Source organism: Amycolatopsis coloradensis, from assembly GCF_001953865.1.
Lineage (GTDB): Bacteria > Actinomycetota > Actinomycetes > Mycobacteriales > Pseudonocardiaceae > Amycolatopsis > Amycolatopsis coloradensis.
On sequence record NZ_MQUQ01000019.1, the window covers coordinates 81,808 to 103,838 of the forward strand.

Annotated in this window: 19 protein-coding genes; 9 read left to right on the plus strand and 10 right to left on the minus strand. The window is 69.4% G+C overall.

The window, feature by feature from the left end:
* Position 1: 1 nt before the first annotated feature.
* The gene (locus tag BS329_RS32195; RefSeq protein WP_076165558.1) at positions 2-1,276 is read right to left on the minus strand and encodes a cytochrome P450; all 1,275 of its coding nucleotides are present in this window, start codon (positions 1,274-1,276) and stop codon (positions 2-4) included.
* A 256-nt stretch (positions 1,277-1,532) separates the two neighbouring features.
* Between BS329_RS32195 and BS329_RS32200 the strand changes: the two genes are divergently transcribed.
* Positions 1,533-4,658: an ATP-binding protein gene (locus BS329_RS32200; protein ID WP_076165560.1), complete on the plus strand. Its 3,126-nt coding sequence runs from the start codon at positions 1,533-1,535 to the stop codon at positions 4,656-4,658.
* Between the two features lie 27 nt (positions 4,659-4,685).
* On the opposite strand, the gene BS329_RS32205 is transcribed toward BS329_RS32200, so the two are convergent.
* From BS329_RS32205 to BS329_RS32225, 5 genes are all read right to left on the minus strand, one after another.
* Positions 4,686-5,537, minus strand: coding sequence for an ABC transporter permease (locus tag BS329_RS32205; protein ID WP_076165562.1), 852 nt, complete (start codon positions 5,535-5,537; stop codon positions 4,686-4,688).
* Positions 5,534-6,514: an ATP-binding cassette domain-containing protein gene (locus BS329_RS32210; protein ID WP_076165564.1), complete on the minus strand. Its 981-nt coding sequence runs from the start codon at positions 6,512-6,514 to the stop codon at positions 5,534-5,536. The genes BS329_RS32205 and BS329_RS32210 overlap by 4 nt, the downstream gene beginning before the upstream one ends.
* Positions 6,515-6,538: 24 nt before the next feature.
* The gene (locus tag BS329_RS32215) at positions 6,539-7,105 is read right to left on the minus strand and encodes an NADPH-dependent FMN reductase (protein ID WP_076165566.1); all 567 of its coding nucleotides are present in this window, start codon (positions 7,103-7,105) and stop codon (positions 6,539-6,541) included.
* A 101-nt stretch (positions 7,106-7,206) separates the two neighbouring features.
* Complete coding sequence (locus BS329_RS32220) at positions 7,207-8,106, minus strand: ROK family protein (protein WP_076165568.1); 900 nt, start codon at positions 8,104-8,106, stop codon at positions 7,207-7,209.
* Positions 8,103-9,512, minus strand: coding sequence for an APC family permease (locus BS329_RS32225; RefSeq protein WP_076165570.1), 1,410 nt, complete (start codon positions 9,510-9,512; stop codon positions 8,103-8,105). The genes BS329_RS32220 and BS329_RS32225 overlap by 4 nt, the downstream gene beginning before the upstream one ends.
* 213 nt (positions 9,513-9,725) lie before the next feature.
* On the opposite strand from BS329_RS32225, the gene BS329_RS32230 reads away from it, so the two are divergent.
* Positions 9,726-10,232 (plus strand): hypothetical protein, encoded by a 507-nt coding sequence (locus BS329_RS32230; RefSeq protein WP_076165572.1) that lies wholly within the window; start codon positions 9,726-9,728, stop codon positions 10,230-10,232.
* Positions 10,229-11,128 carry a hypothetical protein gene (locus BS329_RS32235; protein ID WP_076165574.1) on the plus strand — a complete coding sequence of 300 codons (900 nt, stop codon included), beginning with the start codon at positions 10,229-10,231 and terminating at the stop codon, positions 11,126-11,128. The genes BS329_RS32230 and BS329_RS32235 overlap by 4 nt, the downstream gene beginning before the upstream one ends.
* A 64-nt stretch (positions 11,129-11,192) precedes the next feature.
* Here the strand turns inward: BS329_RS32235 and BS329_RS32240 are convergent, their stop codons facing one another.
* The gene (locus BS329_RS32240) at positions 11,193-12,026 is read right to left on the minus strand and encodes an alpha/beta hydrolase family protein (RefSeq protein ID WP_244197381.1); all 834 of its coding nucleotides are present in this window, start codon (positions 12,024-12,026) and stop codon (positions 11,193-11,195) included.
* Between the two features lie 183 nt (positions 12,027-12,209).
* Here BS329_RS32240 and BS329_RS32245 point away from each other — a divergent pair, with 183 nt between their 5' ends.
* On the plus strand, positions 12,210-13,289 hold the full coding sequence (locus tag BS329_RS32245; protein ID WP_076165577.1) for a J domain-containing protein: 1,080 nt from the start codon (positions 12,210-12,212) through the stop codon (positions 13,287-13,289).
* A 396-nt stretch (positions 13,290-13,685) separates the two neighbouring features.
* Here BS329_RS32245 and BS329_RS32250 read toward each other — a convergent pair whose 3' ends face one another.
* On the minus strand, positions 13,686-16,184 hold the full coding sequence (locus BS329_RS32250; RefSeq protein ID WP_244197382.1) for a M14 family zinc carboxypeptidase: 2,499 nt from the start codon (positions 16,182-16,184) through the stop codon (positions 13,686-13,688).
* Between the two features lie 235 nt (positions 16,185-16,419).
* On the opposite strand from BS329_RS32250, the gene BS329_RS32255 reads away from it, so the two are divergent.
* Positions 16,420-17,100 (plus strand): DUF998 domain-containing protein, encoded by a 681-nt coding sequence (locus BS329_RS32255; protein ID WP_076165582.1) that lies wholly within the window; start codon positions 16,420-16,422, stop codon positions 17,098-17,100.
* Here BS329_RS32255 and BS329_RS32260 read toward each other — a convergent pair.
* Together BS329_RS32260 and BS329_RS32265 are read right to left on the minus strand one after the other, a co-directional pair.
* On the minus strand, positions 17,097-17,654 hold the full coding sequence (locus BS329_RS32260) for a hypothetical protein (protein ID WP_076165585.1): 558 nt from the start codon (positions 17,652-17,654) through the stop codon (positions 17,097-17,099). The genes BS329_RS32255 and BS329_RS32260 overlap by 4 nt on opposite strands.
* Positions 17,651-17,983, minus strand: a complete 333-nt coding sequence (locus BS329_RS32265) for a hypothetical protein (RefSeq protein ID WP_076165587.1) — start codon at positions 17,981-17,983, stop codon at positions 17,651-17,653. The genes BS329_RS32260 and BS329_RS32265 overlap by 4 nt, the downstream gene beginning before the upstream one ends.
* Before the next feature lie 364 nt (positions 17,984-18,347).
* On the opposite strand from BS329_RS32265, the gene BS329_RS32270 reads away from it, so the two are divergent.
* Genes BS329_RS32270 through BS329_RS32285 form a run of 4 tightly spaced genes read left to right on the plus strand, consistent with a single transcriptional unit; the run spans position 18,348 to position 21,997 of the window.
* The gene (locus tag BS329_RS32270) at positions 18,348-19,637 is read left to right on the plus strand and encodes a helix-turn-helix transcriptional regulator (protein WP_076165751.1); all 1,290 of its coding nucleotides are present in this window, start codon (positions 18,348-18,350) and stop codon (positions 19,635-19,637) included.
* On the plus strand, positions 19,637-20,353 hold the full coding sequence (locus BS329_RS32275) for a hypothetical protein (protein ID WP_076165589.1): 717 nt from the start codon (positions 19,637-19,639) through the stop codon (positions 20,351-20,353). The genes BS329_RS32270 and BS329_RS32275 overlap by 1 nt, the downstream gene beginning before the upstream one ends.
* Positions 20,344-20,931 (plus strand): dCTP deaminase, encoded by a 588-nt coding sequence (gene dcd, locus BS329_RS32280; protein WP_076165754.1) that lies wholly within the window; start codon positions 20,344-20,346, stop codon positions 20,929-20,931. The genes BS329_RS32275 and dcd overlap by 10 nt, the downstream gene beginning before the upstream one ends.
* Positions 20,915-21,997 carry a thiamine-phosphate kinase gene (locus tag BS329_RS32285; RefSeq protein WP_076165591.1) on the plus strand — a complete coding sequence of 361 codons (1,083 nt, stop codon included), beginning with the start codon at positions 20,915-20,917 and terminating at the stop codon, positions 21,995-21,997. The genes dcd and BS329_RS32285 overlap by 17 nt, the downstream gene beginning before the upstream one ends.
* The last annotated feature ends 34 nt before the right edge of the window (positions 21,998-22,031 follow it).

The following is a 22,031-nucleotide window of genomic DNA, read 5'->3' on the forward strand; positions in this document are numbered from 1 at the left end:
CTCAGTCCAGCAGCACGGGCAGCGCGTCGACGCCGTAGACGATCGAGACCTTCCGGAAGTCCACCGCGTCCGGTTCGATCGCCAGCCGCATCTCCGGGAACCGGCGCACCAGCGCGGGATACGCGGTGCGCAGTTCCATCCTGGCCAGTTCGGCACCGATGCATCGGTGGATGCCCCAGCCGAAGGCGAGGTGCGACGTCGGCTCGCGGGTCGCGTCGAACTTCTCCATGTCCTCGCCGAGGACGCCGTCACGGTTCGCGACGCTGAGGGAGACCAGCACGATGTCGCCCTTCGCGATCTGGACACCCGCGATCTCCATGTCCTCCTTGGCGAAGCGCGGGAAGGCCATCTGCACGACGGTCAGGTACCGCAGCAGTTCTTCGACGAACTTGTGGACCGCCTCGTCGTCGCCGCGGACGGTCTCGAACAGCGAACGGTCCTTCAGCAACACGAGGGCGCCGAGCGCGAGCATGCTCGCCGTGGTCTCCAGGCCGCCGGTGAGCACGCCGTCGGCGAGGCCTGCCAGTTCACGGTCGTCGATTTCGTCGCCGTGCTCCTTGATGAGCATGCCGAGCAGGCCGTCGCCCGGGTTCTCGCGCTGCTTCTTGACGATTTCGTCCAGATAGGACAGTGACTCCGTCATCGCACCGAGTGACGCGCCCGCGCCGCCGAAGAGATCGAACCGCGCGGTGCTCAGCCGCTGGAAGTCGTCGCGGTCCTCGTACGGGACGCCGAGCAGCTCGCAGATCGTCAAGGACGGGATCGGCAGCGCGAAGGCCTCCCACAGGTCGACCGGGCCGTCCGCCTTCTCCATCGCGTCGAGCTGGTCGGCGACGATCTCGTCGATCCGCGGCGTCAACCGCGACAGCCGCCGCATGGTGAACTCCGGCGTGAGCAGGCGCCGCAACCTGGTGTGCACCGGCGGATCGGCGAACCCGAGACCGCCGGGGTTCTGGTCCTCGGTCACACCCACGTTCCCGACCAGGTTCGTGAAGTCGTTGCTGAACTCGCTCACCTTGCCGAGTACGGCCTTGGCCTCGTCGTAGCCGGTGACCAGCCAGCCGTTCATCCCGAACGGCAGGTCCAGCTTGCTGATCGGTTCCTCGGCGCGAGTCCTGCCCAGCTCGGCGACCGGGTCGAGACCGTCGCGTTTGAGTGGTGTCAGGAGGTTGTCCGGGATGATGGACATCTTGGCCAGGTCGAAACCGTTCTTCTGCTGCCGCGCCAGGTAGCGGCGGCCGATCCACGCCAGCACGCGCGAGCGAATGCTCCCCATGCCCTGCACCCTACTCCAGCCGCGTAGCACCTGACCTGGCACAACAGGCTGTGTTCGCCTGGCAGAACACGAATTTCGACGGCGGTTCACCCGTCGTCCCACTCGATTCGTCACGTCCAGAAGGTCGGCTTCGGGCCGGGCCCGGTTCCCGGCGGGTGAGAGACGTCGGTCACCGTCGGTCACGACCAACCGGAGGTAACGCCTGACATCCGGCGCGCGTCGTGAAATTGTCGGACCCTACTGGGAGGATTCGGACATGCCAGCCTCGCTCATCGGACGCGACCACCCCGCGGGTGTGCTCCGCGCGGAGATCGCCCGTGCCGCCGAAAGCCACGGCGGGCTGGTGCTGGTCACCGGCGAGGCCGGGATCGGCAAGACCACGCTCGTCACCGGCGCCGCCGACGAGGCGAAGCGCCTCGGCGCGCTCGTGCTCAACGGGTCCTGCTGGGACTCCGCCAGCGCGCCGGGCTACTGGCCGTGGACGCAGGTGATCCGCGGCCTGCGGCGCTCGGTCGAGCCGGGCCGGTGGGCCACGATGGCGGACAGCGAACTGGACGTCCTGCTCGGCGAGGCCCGCGGCGACGGCGCCGCCGACGGATTCCGGCTCTACGACGCGGTGACGAGCGCGCTCGTGGCCTCGTCCCAGGAACGACCGGTCGTGGTGGTGCTCGAAGACCTGCACTGGGCCGACGCCGCGTCGCTGCGGCTCCTCGAGTTCGCCGCGCAGCACACCTGGTTCGAACGGCTGCTGCTGATCGGCACGTACCGGGACGTCGAGGTCGAGACGGCGGGCCACCCGCTCCGCTCGCTGATGCTGCCGCTGCTCGCGAAGGCCACGTCGGTCACGCTCACCGGCCTCGAACCGAACGAGGTCGGCGCGCTCATGGCCAGGACCGCGGGTGCGGAACCGGGCGGCGCCCTGATCACCGAGGTCCATCGCCGCACCGGCGGCAACCCGTTCTTCGTCGAGCAGACCGCGCGGCTGTGGCGCAGCGGCGGGTCGGCCGAGACGATCGCGCCCGGAGTCGCCGATGCGCTGCAGCGACGGCTTTCCCTGCTCCCCCAACCTGTTCTCGATCTGCTGACCACCGCCTCCGTACTCGGCAGGGAATTCCACCGCCGTCTGCTCGCCGGGGTGGCGACGGCGCCCGTGCCGCAAGTGGACAGGCTGCTGGACCAGGCCGTCGCGGCGCGACTGGTCGCGGTGCACGGGCAGGGCAGGTTCGCGTTCGCCCACGACCTCGTCCGCGAAACGCTGTACGCGAGCCTGTCCGAAGCGGAACGGTGGAAACTGCACGCCGCGGTCGTCACGGCGGTCCGCGAGACACCGAAGTCACCGGACCGGATCTTCCCCGCGGACCTGGCCCGGCACGCACTGCTCGCCGGCCGGGAACTCGATCCGGATCAGGCCGTCGAACTGTTGCTGGCCGCGGCGATCGACGCCACCGGCCGGATGGCGGCCGAGGAGGCGGCCACGCACTACCGGCGGGCGATGGAGGTCGCCGAGGATCGGCGGAGGCGGGCGGTCATCGCGCTCGAACTGGGCGCGCATCTGACCCGCCATCACGAAACCGACGAGGGCAGGCAGGTCCTCGACGAGGTCTCCGCGCTCATCCGTGAACTCGACGACGACGATCTCCTCGCCCGGCTCGCGCTGACCCTGATCCGCGCCGATCACAAGGGCCTGCAGGTCGACGAGACCGTCCTTGTGCTCACCGAAGCGCACAACCGGCTCTGTGGCCGCGAGCCCGGTCAGGAACTCACCGTCCAGGAGATGACGCAGGAACTGACCGCGCGCATGATGATGACCGCCCGCGACGATCAGGACGATTCCGCGCTGCTGTTCGGTTTGTGGGCCCGGCACGACGCGATCTGGGGGCCGGGCAGCGCCGCGGAACGGGAGCGGCTCACCGACGAACTGGTCGTCGTCGGCCGCCGGACGTCGAACCCGGAACTGGAGCACTACGCGGCGTCGTTCAAGTGGGTGGCGTTGCTCGAACGGGGCGATCCCCGGTATTTCGAGCAGTTCCAGGAGTTCGTCGCATTGGCGAGCACCGGCCGGGCACCGAGTTCACAGCTGGCCTCCCGGATCGACCAGAGCATCATCGCCACGCTCCAGGGCCGGTTCGCCGAAGCCGAGGCGTTGATCCAGCAGGCGATCTCGAGCCACGAGGGAGACGAACATCCCCATTTCTGCAACCTGAACCAGCTACAGCGGTGGACCCGATGGTGCATGGAAGGCCGCTTCGGCGATCTCGCCGGATTGCACCGCGAAATCTACGGTGACGGGTACGCCTACGGCCGGCTGCTGGAGGCGATCACCGCGGCCCAGCGGGAGGACGCCGCGGAAGCCGTGCGGCTCACCGATCTCGCCGCCGACGCGAAACCGTACCCCCGCGATCTGGAGGCGCTGTGGCTGCGCTGCCAGGCGCATACGGCGGCGGTTTCGCGCGACCCCGAACGGTGTGAAGCGGCCCGCGCTCTTCTCGCTCCCTACAGCGGGGAATGGCTGGTTTCCCTGTACGGTTGCGAGATCTCCGGCCCGGTCGTCCTCTGGCTCGGGAGGCTCGATCTGGCACAGGAACGCTGGAACGACGCGGTGGCCAGGCTGCGTGACGCCGCGCTCTCCGCGGAGCGGTTGAGGGCGACGGTCTGGGCGATCGAGGCCAAGTCCTGGCTGGCGGAAGCCTTGCTCGGCCGCGATCTCGAAGGGGACGCGGCCGCCGCGGCGGCGCTGCTGTCCGAAGTGGACAGAGACGCCGCCGCGATCGGCATGCGGCAGGTCGTGGCCAGGGTCGCCGAACTACGCGACCGCACACGGGCCCCGGCCGTCCCGCTCGCCGAGTTCCGCCGCGACGAAGCCGTGTGGACCCTGCGTTTCGACGGCGTCACCGCACATCTCCCGGACTCGAAAGGCTTGCGGGATCTACATTTCCTGCTCGGCAGGCCGGGTTCGGAGGTGTCAGCCGTCCGGCTGCTCGACCCCGAGGGCGGCGAAGTGGTCGTCGCCGCCAAGAGTCTCGGCGGCGACGCCGTCCTGGATGACAAAGCGAAGGCCCGGTATCGCGCCCGGCTGGACGAACTCGACGAGCTGATCGACACCGCGAGCGGGCTGGGGCAGGACGCCCGCGCCGCGGCTTTGGACCGTGAGCGGGACGCGCTGCTGGCGGAACTGCGGTCCGCCGCCGGGCTCGGCGGCCGGACCCGGCGGCTCGGCGACGAAGCCGAACGCGCCCGCAAGACGGTGACCGCCCGGATCCGGGACACCCTCCGCAAACTCGGCGACCAGCACCCGGCGCTGGCCGCGCACCTGCGTGCGTCGGTCACCACCGGGTCTTCGTGTCGCTACGCGCCGGACGGTCAGGTCCCCTGGCGGCTGTGAGCCGCCAGGGGACCTGAGCACCCCCGGTTACTTGCGGTTGTAGAGGCGCATCGTCAGTGTTCCGAAGATCGCGAGGATGACCCCGCCCGCGATCAGCACCCAGGTGATCTCGCCGCCGTTCCAGTTGCCGTCCATCATCGACCGCACCGCCGCGACCACGTGGGTCACCGGGTTGATGTTCACGAAGGCCTGCAACCAGCCGGGCATCGTCTCCGGGTTGACGTAGATGTTGCTGAGGAAGGTCAGCGGGAACAGCACCATCATGCTGACCCCCATCACCGACTTCTCACTGCGCAGCAGCAGGCCGAACATCGTCCAGATCCACGAGAACGCGAACGAGAACGCCAGCAGCAGGAGGATCGCGGCGGCCACGCCGCCGAACCCGCCGCCGGGCCGGAAGCCCATGATCAGCCCGACACCGAGGATCACCAGCGACGCGATGAGGTAGCGCAGCATGTCGCCGAGCAGGTATCCGACCATCGCCGACGGCCGCCAGATCGGCAGCGTGCGGAACCGGTCGAACACCCCCTTCTCGATGTCGGTGTTGACCGAAAGCCCGGTGTACATGGTGATCATCAGGATGCTGCTCGCCATGATGCCCGGCAACAGGAACTGCAGGTACTCCGTCGGCGAGCCGGACAGCGCGCCGCCGAAGAGGTATGTGAACATCAGCGTCATCATGATCGGGAAGGCCGTGACGTCGAACAGCTGCTCGGGCACGTGCTTGATCTTCAGCATCGCGCGCCACCCGAAGGTGACCGAAGTCGACAACGCACTGGGGCGCTGCGGACGGTTCTTCGCGATCAGGACGGCGGCGAGGTCTTCGGGCTTCGGCGCCGCGAGGACGGGTTCGTTCTCTTTGACGGCTGTGGTGCTCAAGCTGCACTCTCCTCAGGCGTGGCGGTGCGGTCGGTGAGGGCCAGGAAGACCTCGTCGAGGCTCGGCTGGCCAAGGGAGAAGGTGTCGACGACGATGCCCTCGCGGGCGAGTTCGGCCAGTGCTCGCGCGGCGTGCTCGGCGGCGCCCTGCTCGGTGCTGTCGCCCGAAAGGCGGGCGGTCAGGGCGAGGGGGTCCGGTTCGAGCTGGACCTGCGCCTTGAGGACCCGGACGAGCAGCGCCTCGGCTTCGGGGCGCTGATCGGCCTCGCGCAGCCGGACGTGGACCGCGCCCGCGCCGACCGACGCCTTCAGCTGGCCCTTGGTTCCTTCGGCGATGACCTTGCCGTGGTCGATGACCGCGATCCGGGACGCCAGCTGGTCGGCCTCGTCGAGGTACTGCGTGGTCAGCAGGACGGTGGTGCCGTGCTGCACGATCGCGCGCACGATGTCCCAGACCTGGTTGCGGCTGCGGGGATCGAGCCCGGTCGTCGGCTCGTCGAGGAAGAGCACGTCCGGGGTGTTGAGGATGCTCGCGGCGATGTCGATCCGCCGCCGCATGCCGCCGGAGTAGTTCTTCACCTGCCGGCCCGCGGCCTCGGTCAGCCCGAACGCCGACAGCAGTTCCGCCGCCCGCTCCCGTGCGGCCGGTTTGCGGTGCCCGGTCAGCCTGCCGATCAGCACCAGGTTCTCGGTCCCGGTCAGGTCCTCGTCGACCGAGGCGTACTGCCCGGTCAGGCTCACCATGGACCGGACCGCGTCGGCCTCCCGGACCACGTCCTTGCCGAACACGCGAGCCTCGCCGCCGTTGGGGCGGAGCAGGGTCGCGAGCATCTTCACCGCGGTGGTCTTGCCGGCGCCGTTCGGCCCGAGGACACCGTACACGGTGCCCGCGGGGACCTTCAGGTCGATCCCGTCGACCGCCCGGTTCTCCCCGAACACCTTGACCAGCCCCGTGGCTTCGATGGCCAGTTCACTCATTTTCCTTGTTCCTTTCAGAAACTTTCAGCAGACGTAGGGACGGGCGGAGCGCGCGTCGCGCAGGGCGAGGCCCCACCAGACGAGTTCGTCGAGCAAGGTGGTCACGGCCTGTCCTTGCCCCTCGGCGTCGAAGGGGGTGCCGTCGCGGGCGAAGGTGCCGTCGAGGAGGTTGAAGGCGACGGTGTCCCGCATCGTCACGGTGTGCAGCTCGGTGAAGATCGAGCGAAGCTGCTCCACGGCGTAGAGGCCCTGAGACCGGTAGCCGTAGGAGACGAAACCGACCGGCTTCACGCGCCACTCGTCGTAGGCGCAGTCGATCGCCTGCTTGAGTGACGCCGGGAAGCTGCGGTTGTACTCGGGGGTGACGACGACGAACGCCTCCGCGTCGTCGATCCGGGCGGCGAACCGCTTCATGTCCGGGGTCGCCTGCTCCGGCAGCCCGGCGGGCAGGTCGAAGTCGATCAGGTCGAGGACGTCGAGAACGAGGTCGTCCCGCTGTTCCGCGCGGCCGGTGAACCATTGGGCGACCGCGTCCCCCACCCGTCCTTCGCGGGTACTGCCGATGATCACCGCGACTCGCATCTTGGTCATGGCCGTCCTCCTCTCGCCTCACCCCCTGGGCGCGAGAAAGCCGCCGGGCTTTCGCTAGATCGGATCTAGCGAAAGCCCGGCGGCTTCGGTCGGTGACCTCGCTACGCGTCCAGCGCGATCGCGATCGCGCCCAGCAGTGACGCGTCCTGGTCGAACTTCGCCGACACCAGCTCCGGCGGGAACGGCACGGCCTGCGCCAGCCGTTCGCGCAGCGCGGGCAGCAGGACGTCGGCCGAGCGGACCAGTCCCCCGCCGACGGCGATGCGCCGCGGGTCGAGCGCGATGGCGAGGTTCGCGACGTGCATCGACAGTTCGTCGAGCGCCGCGCGGACCAGTTCCTTGGCCTGCGCGTTCTCCCTGGCGAGACCGAACAGCTCACCCGCGGTCACCGGGCGGCCGAGCAACTCGCTCGCCCGGCCGCCCAGCCCACGCCCACCGACGACCTCCTCCAGCGGCGCCGCTCCGCTGGCGAACCCGTCGGTGTCCTGCGGCGAGCGGAGGTTGTACCCGATCTCACCCGCAGCTCCGTTGGCGCCGGCCAGCAGCCGTCCGCCGACCAGGACCGCCGCGGCGATCCCGGTCCCCAGTGACAGGAACACCGCCGGATCGGTGTCCGCCAGCGCTCCCCACCGCCATTCCGCGAGCGCCGCCGCCTTGGCGTCGGTGCCCACTTCGATTCCGACGCCGCCGAACTCGTCGGCGACGAGTTCGCGCAGCCGCAGTTCCTCCCAGCCCGGCACGTTGGGGGCCAGCAGGATGCGGTCCTCCAGCACGATGCCGGGGCTGACCACGCCGATCGCCACCAGGTTGTCCGTGGCGCCTTCGTCGGCCAGCAGTTTCCGCGCCGCGGCGAGCGCACGGGTCACCACCTGCCCGGCGCCCGCGTGCGCGTCGGTGTCGAGCCGCCGGGTGACCAGCAAACTCCCGGCTCTGTCGGCCAGCCCGATCGCGACCTTCGTGCCACCGAAGTCGATCCCCAGGATCAGCTCTTCCCCCGTCACTTCCCGTTCCCCTCTGCCGCCCCCGCGAACGATTCCTGAATTGCCTTCGGCCCGAACGGCCACACGCGCTCCGCCTTCGCGTAGGCGAGGAACGCCGCCACCCCGAGCGCGATCCATCCCACCGAAAGCCCAATCGAGAGCCAGGTGGCCGAGAAGTAGAGGTAGACCCAGCCGAGCAACGCGATGATCGTCGGGATCGGATAGAGCCATTGCCGGTACGGCCGGTCCAGCTCCGGACGCCGTCGCCGCAGCACCACGATCGCCGCGACCTGCGCGAGCGACTGGATGAGGACCAGCACCGTCACCGCCGCGTTGATCACCGCGGTCAGCGTGAACAGCGAGCCGATCGCGGCGATGACGCCCATCGTCAGCACACCGGCGGTCGGCAGGTTCAGTTTCGGGTGCAGCCTGGCGAACACCGGCAGGAACACCTTGTCGCGCGCGGCCTCGAACGGGACCCGCGAGCCGCCGAGCAGACCGGCGAACACCGAACCGATCGCGGCGATCACGATGAACACGGTGATGACCTTGGCCGCGCCCGTCCCCCACGCCTGTTCCAGCACGGTGGAGGCGACCGACGTCGCGCTCTTGAGTTCCTCCAGCGGGATCGAGCCCAGCACGCCGAGCTGGAGCAGGAAGTACAGGCTCATGATGCCGAGGATCGAGAAGATGATCGACCGCGGCAGCGTCCGGCCCGGGTCACGCACCTCGCCGCCGAGGTAGGCGCTGGTGTTGTAGCCGAGGTAGTCGTAGATGGCGATGATCAGGCCCGCGCCGAGCCCGGCCCAGAACGCGCCGCCGCCGAACGAGAACGCCCCCGGCGTGAAGGCGAACGCTTGCGCGCCGTCGAAATGCGTGAAGGCCGCGACGATCACCGAAAGCGCGGCGAACAGCATGATCGCGAACAGGACGGTGGTCAGCTTCCCGATCTCGCCGATCCGCCGGAACAGCGCCAGCACGACCAGCACGATGACGCCGAGCCCGATGATCTTGCCGAGTCCGGTGGTGCCACCCTCGTCCGCCACACCCGGGATCAGGTAGCCGAGATACTGGACGAGCCCGATGATGCCGGTGGACATGATCAGCGGGATGAACAGCACCGCGCTCCAGGCGAACAGGAACGGCATGAGCCTGCCGGTACGGCCGCCGAACGCTTCGCGCAGGTAGACGTAGGTGCCGCCGGCGCCGGGAAGGGCCGCGCCGAGCTCGGCCCAGATCAGGCCGTCGGCCAGCGCGATGAGCGCGCCGATGAGCCAGCCGAACATGGCCTGCGGGCCGCCGAGGGTCGCCACCATCGCGGGAATGGTGACGAACGGGCCGATCCCGCACATCTGGGTCATGTTGATGGCGGTCGCCTGCAGCGGCCCGATCTTCCGCTCGAGCCCCGGCTGCGGGGGTGAACTCAAAACGCGCCTCCTATTAGTTAGTAAAGTTTCTTAACATAATTTGCGGCGTGTCGGAAGGCCGGGCGGCGAAGTTGTCGCGCACTGGCCCACCTCGAATTGCCCGAAAGGGCGGAATCGGCGAACTACCCCCGAACGGACCATGCCCGGACGTATCAGGGAGCGGTCCTACCGCGTCCTTACCCAGAAGGACGTCTTCCAAGGACGGTGAGGTCCATGAAACGACTGTTCAGCGCGATGACGGCGATGGTCGCCCTCGGGTTCACGGCGGGCTGCGACGGCACCTCCGCTCCCCGCGACACCGCTCCGGCCGACCAGACCGGCGGCGGCGTGACCACGGAGGTCGCCCCGACGGCCTCGGCGGGCTCGACGGCGTCGGCCTCGTCCGGCGGGGGTGGCGGCCACACCGACGGCCCGAAGCCGGGAGTACCCGGCAGCCCGATCATCTACGACCACACCCGGCTCGGCGCCGCGCCGGAGACCGCCAAGTCGAACATCCAGGGCGACATCAGGAAGGTTTGCGGCCCGAACCTGTGCGGGGTGAAGGTCGTGATCGTCGGCAAGGGCGACTGCACCGCGAGCATCACCCTCTCCCCGGTCAAACCCGGCGGGACGGTGACGGTCAGGGCCAAGGCGTGCGCGCCCGAGGTCACCGAGGAGGCCACGACCTCGGAAAGCCCGGCGTCCACCAGCGAGCAACCCACCGAGACCACGTCGGGATGAGCACGCGGCGCGGCCTGCGGCGACCGGAGCCCCGGACGATCGAGCCGGACCCCGGGCCGCCGCGGGCGCTCAAGCTGGTCGGCGCGGTAGTGGCCAACACCACCTTGCTCACCGCGCTGCTGTACTTCTTCGGGCTCGTCGAGACGCAGGTGCTCTTCGCGTACTTCCGCGTGCACTACACACTTCTCGCCCAGACCCCGGACGAGATCTTCGCGCGCGGGGTCGACGGGTTGTACCTGCCGCTGGCGGGTGTCGCGGGGGCGGTACTCGGCTTCGTGATCGCCGTCCGGATCCTGCGGCTGCGGCTGACCGAGCGTTCGTGGGCCCGGCTGCTCCGGATCTGCGCCCCGGTCGCGGCCGGGCTCGGTGCCCTGCTGGTCGTCGCGACCGTGTTCGTCACGCTGAACCCGGAGCCGTTCCGCGATCACCCGGGCCTGCCGGGGCTCGGCTTCGCGCTCGGCGTGCTGATGCTGCTGTTCGCTTGGCGGCACTGGGCTTCGGCGCTGCGATCGAGCCTGCTGGAGCTCGTCCTCGGGTACGCGCTGGTCAGCATCGGGCTGTTTTGGGCCGTCAGCGACTATTCGGCCGCCCTCGGCACCCGGCGAGGTTTCGAAACCGCGGCACAGCTCCCCGCGCGCCCCGCCGCGACGCTCTACAGCGCCGAAAGCCTCAACCTCACCTCCGGCGGTGTCCTCCAGGTGAAATGCGCGGATCCCACCGCCGCCTACAAATACCGGTACACCGGGCTGAAACTGCTGCTCCAGTCCGGTGGCCAGTACGTGTTCGTACCGTCGGGCTGGCGGGCGGGCACCGGGGTCGCGTTCGTGATCCCGAAGACCGACAAACTCCGACTGGAATTCGGTCCCGCCCGATCCGCGCCGCCCGCCGCCTGCTAGAGCGTGTCTCCCGAACTGAGATCGCGGCTTGGGTGAGGACACGCGCGCGCTTCGAGCGACACTGCTAAGCCAGGTGACGCACCAGCCATTCGGTGACCGCGTCGTCGACCACCTTCGCGATCGGCAGCTGCGGCGCGGGTTCGATGCCCGGGTCTTCGGCCAGCGGGTGCGCGAGATCGGGCACCCGGGTCAGGTGGACGTCGTCCGGCCGGGTGTACCGCCCGCGCAACGCGGCGGCGAGGTCGCCGGCGTCGGCGCGGAACGACGGGAAGTCGTCCTCGCCACTGACGAGCAACAAGGGAACTTGCGTTTCCCGCGCCGATATTTCACCCGATCGTGCGACGAAGTCGAGCCGATCCGCGGCCTGGTCCGCCTCGTCGTTCCACGGATAAGGCTGCTCCAGCATGCCTTCCACCACGCCGATCACCGATCGCGCCCGCACGGCGGGGTTGATCAGGGCCGCCGCGCGGACCGGGATTTCCCGCGTGGTCAGGATCGTCAGCGCCACGGCGCCGCCGAGCGAACCGCCGACGACGGCCATCCGGGAAGTGTCGAAGCCGAAGCGTTCCCGCAGTTCGGCGAGCGCGGCGGGGAATTCCAGCGCCGCCTGCGCGGCGATGGGATCGACGTAGGCGAGCATCGCGTCACGGAGGGCCCGCTCCACGAGCGCGTCCATGCTGCCGTCGACCATTCTCGCGCCACACAAGGGCATTCCGAGGTACACGCGCCACGCGGGCACCCCCGCCAGCGGCAACGCGGCCGCGAACGCGGCGTCGGAGCGGGGCGCGTCGATCATATGCCAGGCGACGACCACCGGCGCGGGGCCGCTGACCTCGGCCGATGGCGGCAAGACCGTGAACGGTACCCCCGCGGCCGTGCCGGTAATCGGTTCTTCCACCGTTGTCCTTCCTCGTGCGCTGTCGATCTTCACGATATCCAGGACGCAGCGGAAGTGGACCTCGTTCCGCCACAGGCGAAACAGTATGACCGCGAGGTCACCCGACGTGCCGCGGAGGTGGTTGCGGGTGCCCGGCGGCGGCCGAATAGTGTTGCGGCCCGGCCCTTCGGAGGTGAACCGCCCGTGCCCGACGTCGACTACTACGAGGTGCTCGGCGTGGGCAAGGCCGCCTCGGTCAACGAGATCAAGACCGCGTACCGGCGGCTCGCGAAGTCGCATCACCCGGACGCCGGGGGCTCCGCGCTCACGTTCCAGCTGGTCCGCGAGGCCTACGACACCCTCAGCGATCCGATGCTGCGTGCGGGCTACGACGCCGGTGGCCGCTCCGTGCGCGTGCCGGTCCGGCCGCGGCCGAGACGTCGCTTCGGCGACGAGCCGGGCTATGAGCCCGAGCAGGTCGTGATCGATCCGGAAGACCTCGAATGGTGGGAATTCGCCGCACAGGACGAGCGCGTGCGCCACGGACGGCGGCGTGGCCCCGGGCACACCCCGGTCGTGGCGGCGGTCGGCGGGATGGTGCTGGTCCTGCTGCCGGTCCTGACCGGCGTCGGCTTTTCGGCCCCCACCCTGATCGTCTGGCTGATCCTGACCGCGGGCACCGCCCTGCTGGTGCAACGACTCGCGCGCGGCTATCTCGCCGCTTCCCGCGCCAAGAACCGGTTCGCCGCCGAATTCGGCGGGAAGCGCGTGTTCGGCACCCCCGGCACCGAAACCCACGAACTCGCCGAGCGGCTCACCGCCGACCTGCTCGAGCGCTACCTGACCCGGCTGCCCGGCGCCCGCATCTTCCACGGCCTCTCCTGGCCGGACTCGGTGTTCGCCGACGTCGACCACGCGGTGTTGTGCGGAAAGCGGCTCGTGCTCATCGAATCGAAGCTGTGGCTGCCCGGGCACTACGAAACCGCGGACGACGACCGTCTCCTGCGTAACGGCCGCGCCTTCCGCGGCGGCGGGAGCCGGCTGACCGAAAGTCTCGCCGAGTACCGGCGGATCCTGCCGGGAGTCGCGTTGCGCGGGGCGATGATCGTGTACCCGAGCCGGACCGGCGAAGTGACCACGGACTTCGAGGATCCCTCGCTCGCGCCGCCGATGACGCCGGAACAGTTCCTGCACGAGATCGGCGGCTGGCTGGCGACCGAACCGTCCACTGTGGACTCGGCGACGATGCGGGTGGTGCGGGACCGGGTGGTCGGCACCGGCTGATTCCCGGGTCCCGTGAGTGGTGAGGACGGTTCTCGGCGGACCGGCACTTGCGGCCACCCGGCAAAGTCGCGGAGCTGCTGGTCAGCGCTGCTCTGGGTAACCGGATTCGACATCGCTGGTGCCCGTAAAGGTCGAGCGGGGAGGATTTCGGACGGTGAACGTCCGGAACCCTCCCCGCTCAGGGAACTTCGCAACCGGTATGTCCCCGTGACGACGACTAGCTACCTGACCTGCAAGATCTCGACTTTGCCGAGGCCCTGCGCCTGGGTACAGGAAGGGGTCCTTCACGCGCCATCGCTGTGACTGATGGGGCGGCTGGCGCCAAGGGCACCCGAAGCGTATGAAGGCCCTTTCCCCGCATCGCATGCGGGGAAAGGGCCTTCAGCAAACTGTTCACTACCGGACCGAGCGCTCCTTCGAGGCGCGCGCGGAACGGGTGCAGACCTCACCGACGTCGACCGTCTGGCCGCGGTCGATGTAGACGTCCGCCAGCCCGACGAGCTTGCCCTTCGGCGACGTACAGGTCAGCTGGTACGCCTCCTTGGGGCCGTAGGTCGGCGGGATCGGCGACTGGAACGACACGCCGCCGGTCCAATCGTCCACAGTGGACGGGTTCGCCTGCGAGAAGTTGACCAGCACGGCCCGGTAGTCCCCGGCGGGCGGGTCGTACAGGATCGCGTGCTCTTCCGTGGTCCCGCCGTTCGCCGACGACGAGACCATGTTGCCCGCCGCGTCGAAGACGTACAGGTCCCAGTCGGTGTCCGGGCTGGTCCACTTGACGTCGACGCTGAACTTGCCGTTGTCCACCTTCGGGAGCCCGTCGACGTGGAAGGTGAAGCTCTCCGAAGCCGGGTCCGTCGGGTAGTTCGTGTTGATCGCCGGGACCCCGGCCGGGTTGGTGGCCTGGATCGCGGGCTGCGCCGGGCCCTGCGGCTCGCGACCGTAGCGGCCCGCGACGTAGGGCCGGGTCGACGGGTTGACCGACCACGCGAACCGGCCGCCGGTCGAGCTCAGCGTCGAGTTCAGCTTGTCGGTCACGTAGATCGGCGGCTTCGTCGAGCCGTCCGGCTGGAGCACCGGCGAGGTCGGCGTCTGGAAGGTCTTGTGCAGCTTCAGCTGGTAGCCCTTCGGTGCCGTGCCGATCAGCGTCGAGTGGGCCGCCGGATCGGCGGTGTTGGCCAGCATGTCCACGAAGGCCTGCCGGTTGCCGCCCTTGCCCGCGCCCGCGGCGGGGGCGACGCCGGTGTACTCGGCGACGACACCGTCGGAGAAGGGCGGGTGGAACTCGTTCGGGCCGACCTCGAAGGTGAAGCCCCAGCCACCGGTGGCCCAGTACGACCAGTCCTCGGTCGAGCCGGTCGTGTCGTAGAGCGCCCACGCCGGCTGGCTGGTGTATCCGTTGCGCGAGGCCATCTTGTCGCCGAGCGCCTTGTACGCCGGCTCGTCGAGCGGCGGGCGGACGGCGGCGACACCCGGGACTCGCAGCACCAGGTTGGAGTAGGTGTGCAGCGTGATCAGGTTGGTCACCTGGCGGTTGGACACGATCGAGCGGATGTTCTGCGTCTCGGGCTCGGAGAACGGACCGGAGCCGCGGAACGTGTCGCTGCGCCACAGGGTCGACGCGCCGGCGCCGCCCCAGAAGCCCGCGTAGTTGCGGTTCGGGTCGGTGCCGCGTTCGCGGCCGCCGGGGCTGGCCTTGCAGACGCCGGTCGCGAACTCCTTCGGCGAGTCGTTGACGTTGCAGTTCTTGCGCTTCATCTCGTAGTCGAAGCGCGAGAAGTCGCCCCTGGGCTCGGCCTCGCGGGAGATTTCGAAGCCGTCGGCGTTGACGATCGGCACGATGATGTTGCGCGTCCGGCCGACGAGACCGCGGATTTCGGGGTTGTTGCCGGTGTAGCCCTTGACCAGTTCGATCGCCCACTCCATGGCGTGCTCACCGGCGGGCCACTCTCGGGCGTGGTGCACACCCATGGTGAAGTTGACGGGTTTGCCGTCCGAGAGGTTCTTGACGTCGCTCGCGATCTCGATGCCGATCACGTCGCGGCCTTCCCAGGTCGGCTGCGGCAGCGTGAACGCCGTGACGAGCTTGGGGTTCTTGCGGGCGAGTTCCTTCACCTCGAACTGGTAGTCGTAGAGGTGCCGGTAGCTCGTGCGCCCGGACGGCAGGGTGGACCCCGGCGTCTTCGCGGCGTACTCGCGGTCGGTCTTGGCGTTCTGGATCGACCTGGCCGAAAGGTCGGCGTCGATCACCTTGGCCTTGAAGCCGTTGTCCACCAGCGTTTTGCGGTCGGCGTCGTTGGCGAGGACGACCTGGACGCCGGTGGCGTCGGCCTTCTCGGTGACGTCGAGGCCGAGCCGGAGCAGCTTGTCCTTGTCCTGCTTGCCCGGGGTCTCGACCCGGACCAGTTCGGCGCGCTGCGGCGCGGGCGCGGCGCCGGTGGGCGTGCCCTGCGGCGTGAGCGCGAGGAAGTCGACTCCCAGTACCGCCTCGCGCGTCCGTCCGTCGTACCGGCAGGTCTGCACGACCAGTTTCTGGTCCTTCTTCACGAATCCTTCGGCGAGCTCGTGGCTGCGCAACGCGGCGGACGCGGCGACCACGGCGCCGGTGGCCTTGTCGAAGACCGCGAGGTCCCAGTCGCCCTCGTTCCCGCCACGCGGCGCGAGGCGCGCCTGCAGCAGACCGTCTACTGTGGACGTGAACTCGCGTCGATCGGTGCCGGACGTACCCGGCTTCTGCAACGCGGCGAAACAGGAACGTGGCACGGCCTGGCCGGCCCGCACCACGTTGTCCGCGGCCCCCGCCGTCGTGGCCGACGGAAGTGCCACGAAGGTGCCGGCGAGCACCAGGGTCGCCGCCGTCCATCCCGCTCTTCGCCGGCTTGGTGAATACCCCACAGACTGACCTCCTTGGACAGTCCGGTGACCGGGTGAGGTCACCGGTAGCGAGACCCTAGACCCGCGACCCCACTCGAGGGACCCGCCACAAGTCGGCTGCACCCCTTTCGGCCCAACGATCTCACCGACCGTGCCGGAACGATCACCGCCACGTGCGCCGGGGAAGGGTGCTTTTCTGTCGGTTCCGACAGCTCGGCCTAAGAAAACCTTCAGGTTGGGCGGCTACCTTTCACCCATGACGACGCCTCACGTCACCGCCAGGCCTCCGCTGGCCCTGCTGGCCGCCGTGGTCTCGGTCGCCGGCGGAGCGCTGCTGATCCTGCTGTTGCAGGTCCTCCCCGCCACCAGCGACATCAGCCCGGTCCGCCGCACCATCAGCGAATACGCGCTGAGTGAGCACAAATGGATCTTCGACGTGGCGGTCCTGCTGGTCGCGTTCGGCTCGGCGATCGGCTTCGGCGCGCTGATCCGCCGCAAACACCTCCCCGCACTGTCCGCGGCGTCGATCTTCTGCGCGCTCTGGACGGTGAGCCTGGTGGTGATCGTGGCGTTCCCCAAGAACAACTGGGCGATCGGGCCGAGCACCGGCGGGACCGTGCACCGGATCGCGAGCGTCGTGGCCTTCGTCTGCCTGCCGCTCGCCGTGTATTTCGCCGCGAAGGCCGTCTTCCCCTCCTCCCCCGCGCGCCGCGCCGTGACACGGGTCCTGGCGGTGGTGGCGCTGGCCTGGTTCGGCGTGATCCTCGGGGCGATCGTGGTCTCGATGAACGGCGGCAGGCCATGGTGGCAGGCGATCCCGCTGGGGCTGGTCGAACGCGCGATGGCGTTGACCGGGCTGATCGCGCTGGCGTCACTGCTGATCCCGGCCCGGGTGGTGGTCACGACCGAGACCGAGGCCCTGCAGGTCACGTCCTAACCGAACACGACCTCGTCTTCGTCCTCGTCCTTGCGCAAGCGCGCGGTGCAGACCGACAGGTGCACCACGTTGGCCCGCTTGTGATGGCGGTACACATGGACGTCGGTGGCGAAGCACGCAGCGGCGAGCAGGGCCCGCCGCTGCTCGATGCGCTCGTAGCCGACCCCTGCCGGGCAGAACACCGTGACCTCGACTTCGTCACCCCGTGGTTTGGTCCACAGGATGACCGGCAGCTTGCCGTCGAGCGTGCACACCCGCGCCCGGGCGAATCCGGTCCGCAGCCGGTGCTGCACCACGACCGACCGGAGCCGGTCACGGATGAATCCGCGGGCCGAGCGCCAGTGGAACAACCAGTTGGCGACCCCGAACAGCACGACCGCGGCCCAGATCGGGCCGACGGCCTGGAACAGGGTGAACAACGCGTACGGGACGACGAGCAGCGCGCCGATCTCGTAGCGCCAGTGATACAGGGCGGTGAACGGGTTGGGCCTCCTGACCACCGTGACCTCGCGGGCCAGCTCGGCGATCGCCTGGGGTTCCTGCCAACGGCTCATGACCTTCCTCCTGTCCGTCCGGCGGTTTGCTCGGCGGCCACCGCCGCCGCGGGAATGGAGCGGACGACGCCGGCACCGGCGCAGTCCGGGCATACGGCGTCCTCGTAGGGCCACCACCCCGTGCCCCCGCAGGGTTCGCACGCGTGCACGGTGTCCCAGCGGGGATCGCGGTAGACGCGGCGCCCGCGCTTCGGCACGCGAGTCACCTGCCAGCCGCGCGCGGTGGCCCTCGCGTCTTCGTCCGTCGCGAAAAGCCAGTCGTGGAAGCGTTCGAGAAGCCGATCGAACCAAGATCGAGGTAAGTCCGTGTGGTACTCGTGGTGGGTCATGGAGTTCACCCCCGATGCGGCGAAGCTCGGACTCGGGTCGGCACACACGACGCCTACTACGGCGTTCGTGTGGCCCGCAGACGGCTCGAACCGGCTCGGATGCGCAGCGTCACTCGCACACGGCTGACAGCATCCGCTTTCCGGTCGCGCCCTGGTCGTACCGGCCCCCTCCGGCCAGGTGGGTCACGCACGCCGGGACCAGGGAGAACAGGTCGGCCTGGAGCTTTCGACACGCTGTGACACGAAGTTGACCGACGCGCCAGCGCGGTCCGATTCTCTTGCTGTACTCTCCCCGTTGTGTGCACGTTCAGTCACCGCCCTACATTGCCTACGCGAGGTAGGTAAGCTCGTGTCTAGTGCCTACATAAAGCCTACATCGGCCGGGGACCGGCCGGTAAGCCCTGATGCGGAAACCGTTACCGCATCAGGTGTCGGACGCGAACTGCGGCGGCTGCGCAAGGCCGCGGGCGAAACGCAGGCACAGACCGCCCGGATCATCGGGGTCACGAGGGCGAACCTGACCCAGTGGGAGACCGGCAAATACCTGCCGTCGACGCACAACGCACGTCAGCTCGACGACCACTTCCGCGCCGCGAACGCGCTGTTCAAGCTGGTGGAGACGGCGCGATCGCCCCAGGATCACCCACCGGCCACCGTCGGTGACGCGGGCGTCGTCGAGACTTCCCGTTCCCTGCTGCAGGTGTTCCACACCGTCGGCGCCAAACTCGCCGGGCACCTGATCCGCGGCGACGACGGCAAGCCGCTGGGCTGGCGGCACAACCTGCAGAAGACCACCGGCCCGAAAGCGCTCAGCACCGCATACGGGATCAACGCGATGCTGGTGGTAGGCGATCCCTACATCGACCTACATACGCTGGCCGAAGATCTCTACGAACTGCAATCGGAACACGGCTGGCGGGGCCGCGCGGGCGGCAAGCGGCCGGAGACCACCGCGTCGGTGGTGGACGCGCTCTTCCGCACCAGCACCATGTCCGCTGACGAAGGGCTGGACCTGCTCGAGGAGTCACTCGACTCGTACAGCCGGACCCGCCCGTACCTGTTGTCCGCCGTGTTGCACACGGCGGCCCGGCTGCGGCCGGACGCCCCGCTGACCGATCGGCTGATCGACGCCCTCTTGGCGGCCCGGCTCGACTTCGACGGCTCACAACTGTGGCCGGAGAAGAACGAAGCAGGTCTCGTCGCCCCGGAGGCTTCGGTGGTGCACACCGCGCGGTCGGTCGTCGCGCTGCGGGACGTCCTGCGCAGCCGTGAAGATCGCAACGACGTCCGGGAGGCGGCCGACGAAGCCACACAATGGCTCATCGACCGGTCGCATTCGGACGACGGCGTGGCCGAGGATCTCGAACGGCCCCGCCCCGACGGTGACGGAACGACCCGGATCATCATCCGGCACTTCACCTCCGCCTGGGTCGTCCAAGCACTCGCCACCGCCCCCTTCCTGCCACTCCCCCGGCTCAACCGGGCGCTCGGAACCCTCTGGGAGCGTTATGACGCCGATCAAGGGTTGTGGGCTTGGGGAAGCGGGGACCTACCCATCTGGCAGACGCTGGACGCCGTCACAGCCCTCCGCGCGGCCGCGCTCGCCGTCGCCGCGCCCCCGCTCAGCCCGCCCGGAACCCCAGGTACGACTTGATGATCGACACTCCGCACGCGTTCCTCCGCGGTGTCACCGGCACGCGACCCCGCGACGGCGACGCGGACCTGACCTGGCTGCGCACGGTGGCGCACCGGGTCCAGGACGACCCCGGCACTTTCCTTTCGTGGCTCGAGGAAATCCTCGGCGACGAGGAAGCCGTCCGTGCCGCGGCGAAGCGTTCCTACTGGCACCCCAACGGGTTCGCCAAAATGGTGCTCCACGCCTCCGCCGATTTCCGGATCCGGCTCCACGTCTGGCCGGAATCCGGGGAGCCGTCCCGCGGTGAATCCAATCCGCACAGCCACCGGTGGGAGTTCGCTTCGACCATCGTCGCGGGCGAAGGCATGCACATGGTCGAGTACCGCGAAACGACCGAAGGCGGGAAAGCGCACGACCGGTACCGCTACGGTGCCGATCCGGCGAACCCGGCCGCTCTGCTCGCCGACGGGGAAGCCCGGCTCGCGGTCGAGAAGATCCCGCACGTCCGCCGCGGCGAGGTCTACGCGTGTGACACCGACGTCGTGCACACCGTCCGGCCGATCGACGCGGGTTTGACCGCGACGGTGGTGGTCCAGGGCCCGCATCGCGCCCTCACCACCGTCGTCTACTGCGAGCCGGGCCAGACCGACGACCAGCCGAACGGCGAATTGACCGAGGCCGATTTCCGGATGCTCGTCGGAGCCGTCGCGAAAGCGGTGGCGTCATGCCGCTGACCCTGCGCCGCGGGATCCTGACCGACCGGGCGATCAAACGCGCGCACCGGAACGGGGAACTCGCCATCACCCCGTTCGAACCCGCCCTCGTCCGCCCCGCCGCGATCAGCCTTCGGCTCGGTCATGAGGCGTTCGCGCTGGAATCGACCGGAACCGTCGACATCGCCGACAAGAGCACGTATCCGGAACTCCGGCCGAAGGAACTCGACGCCGACGGCAGGCTGTGCGTCGAACCCGGCGAAGTCGTTCTCGCGCCGACGCTGGAGAAGATCGGGCTTTCGGGGAAACTCGCCGGTCTCGTCGACGGCACGAGCGACTACGCGCGGCTCGGCATCAGCGTCGTCCTGTGCGGTCAGGTCAGCCCCGGTTTCGGCAGCGGGAACGGCGCCGTGCTGACCCTGGAGATCGTGAACCACCTGCGGCATCCGGTGCTGCTGCATCCCGGCACGCGGATCTGCAACCTCATGCTGTTCGCCTCCACCGGCAGCGACCAGCCCTACGGCACCCTGCCGCACAACTACTCCAGCGACCACGCCGTGGCCCCGTCCCGATTGGCGGATCATGTCGGGCGTAACTGACATCTCCCCCGTCGGCGACGACGTCCACCTCGGCGACCTCGGGGAACACGCGATCCTGAAGCACATCCTGCGGCCGCGTTACGGCGGTGTCCGCGGGTTCGGTGACGACTGCGCCGTCCTCGACGCCTCGGAAGGGCTTCGCGGTGAGCTGGTCGCCACCACCGACAGCTGCCCCACCCCGCTGGTCACCATTCTGGGCGAAACCGATCCGTACCACGCGGGCTGGCTGCTGGCGACGATCAACCTGTCCGATCTGGCCGCGGCGGGCGCCACCCCGCTCGGGCTGGTCGTCAACTACACCCTGCCGAAGACGACCACGGCGGGCGAGTTCCGGCGGCTCCTCGACGGGGTGGACGACTGCGCCGAAGTCCATGGAACCAAGGTCGTCGGCGGCGACCTGCGGGACGGCCCGGTCCGGCAGCTCTCCGCGACCGCCATCGGCCGGTGCGTCCCCGGGAGCAGGCTCGGCCGCGCGGGCGCCGAAGCCGGTGATCGCCTGCTGCTGGTCGGTTCTCCCGGTTACCTCTGGGCGTACGCGTTGCTCGTCGAAAAGCAGGCGCGGCTCCCCGGGTCGCTCGTCGCCGAGATCCGCGAGCGCGCCTGCCGTCCGATGGCGCAGGTGACCGCCGGGCGGACGCTCGCCACGGCCGGGCTGGCCCGCGCCGCGATGGACGTGTCCGATGGTCTCTTCCCGACCGTGCGGAGCCTCTGCGGCGCCAACGGCCTCGGCGCGCGGATCACCACGGACCTCCGGCTGGACGACGCGCCCGCCGACGTCTGCGTGCAGTCCGGACTCGGCCGGTTCGAACTCGCGCAGGCCTGGGGCGACTGGACGCTCGTGGTCGCCGTCCGGCCACAGGACGCCGAACTCGCCAAGAAGACCCTTGCCGGGGAAGGGATCGCCGCCCAGGAGATCGGAACCTTCGTTCCCGGCGCGGAAGGCATCTCGCTGGACGACGGCGAGCCTTGGGAGGGAATCGCGCAGGAGCGCTTCTCGCCCAGTTCGTGGCACGGCGGCGAACTGCGGCAGCTGATCACCGAAGTCCTCGGCAGGCACGCCGGCTAGTTCCCCGTGACCAGACGCGTGACTCGTTCCGGGG

Excerpts from the sequence above, each read along its gene's own strand:
- BS329_RS32195 (WP_076165558.1), bottom strand. The coding sequence starts at position 1,276 with ATGGGGAGCATTCGCTCGCGCGTGCTGGCGTGGATCGGCCGCCGCTAC.
- BS329_RS32200 (WP_076165560.1), top strand. The coding sequence starts at position 1,533 with ATGCCAGCCTCGCTCATCGGACGCGACCACCCCGCGGGTGTGCTCCGC.
- BS329_RS32210 (WP_076165564.1), bottom strand. The coding sequence starts at position 6,514 with ATGAGTGAACTGGCCATCGAAGCCACGGGGCTGGTCAAGGTGTTCGGG.
- BS329_RS32215 (WP_076165566.1), bottom strand. The coding sequence starts at position 7,105 with ATGACCAAGATGCGAGTCGCGGTGATCATCGGCAGTACCCGCGAAGGA.
- BS329_RS32230 (WP_076165572.1), top strand. The coding sequence starts at position 9,726 with ATGAAACGACTGTTCAGCGCGATGACGGCGATGGTCGCCCTCGGGTTC.
- BS329_RS32235 (WP_076165574.1), top strand. The coding sequence starts at position 10,229 with ATGAGCACGCGGCGCGGCCTGCGGCGACCGGAGCCCCGGACGATCGAG.
- BS329_RS32255 (WP_076165582.1), top strand. The coding sequence starts at position 16,420 with ATGACGACGCCTCACGTCACCGCCAGGCCTCCGCTGGCCCTGCTGGCC.
- BS329_RS32260 (WP_076165585.1), bottom strand. The coding sequence starts at position 17,654 with ATGAGCCGTTGGCAGGAACCCCAGGCGATCGCCGAGCTGGCCCGCGAG.
- BS329_RS32265 (WP_076165587.1), bottom strand. The coding sequence starts at position 17,983 with ATGACCCACCACGAGTACCACACGGACTTACCTCGATCTTGGTTCGAT.
- BS329_RS32275 (WP_076165589.1), top strand. The coding sequence starts at position 19,637 with ATGATCGACACTCCGCACGCGTTCCTCCGCGGTGTCACCGGCACGCGA.
- dcd (WP_076165754.1), top strand. The coding sequence starts at position 20,344 with ATGCCGCTGACCCTGCGCCGCGGGATCCTGACCGACCGGGCGATCAAA.
- BS329_RS32285 (WP_076165591.1), top strand. The coding sequence starts at position 20,915 with ATGTCGGGCGTAACTGACATCTCCCCCGTCGGCGACGACGTCCACCTC.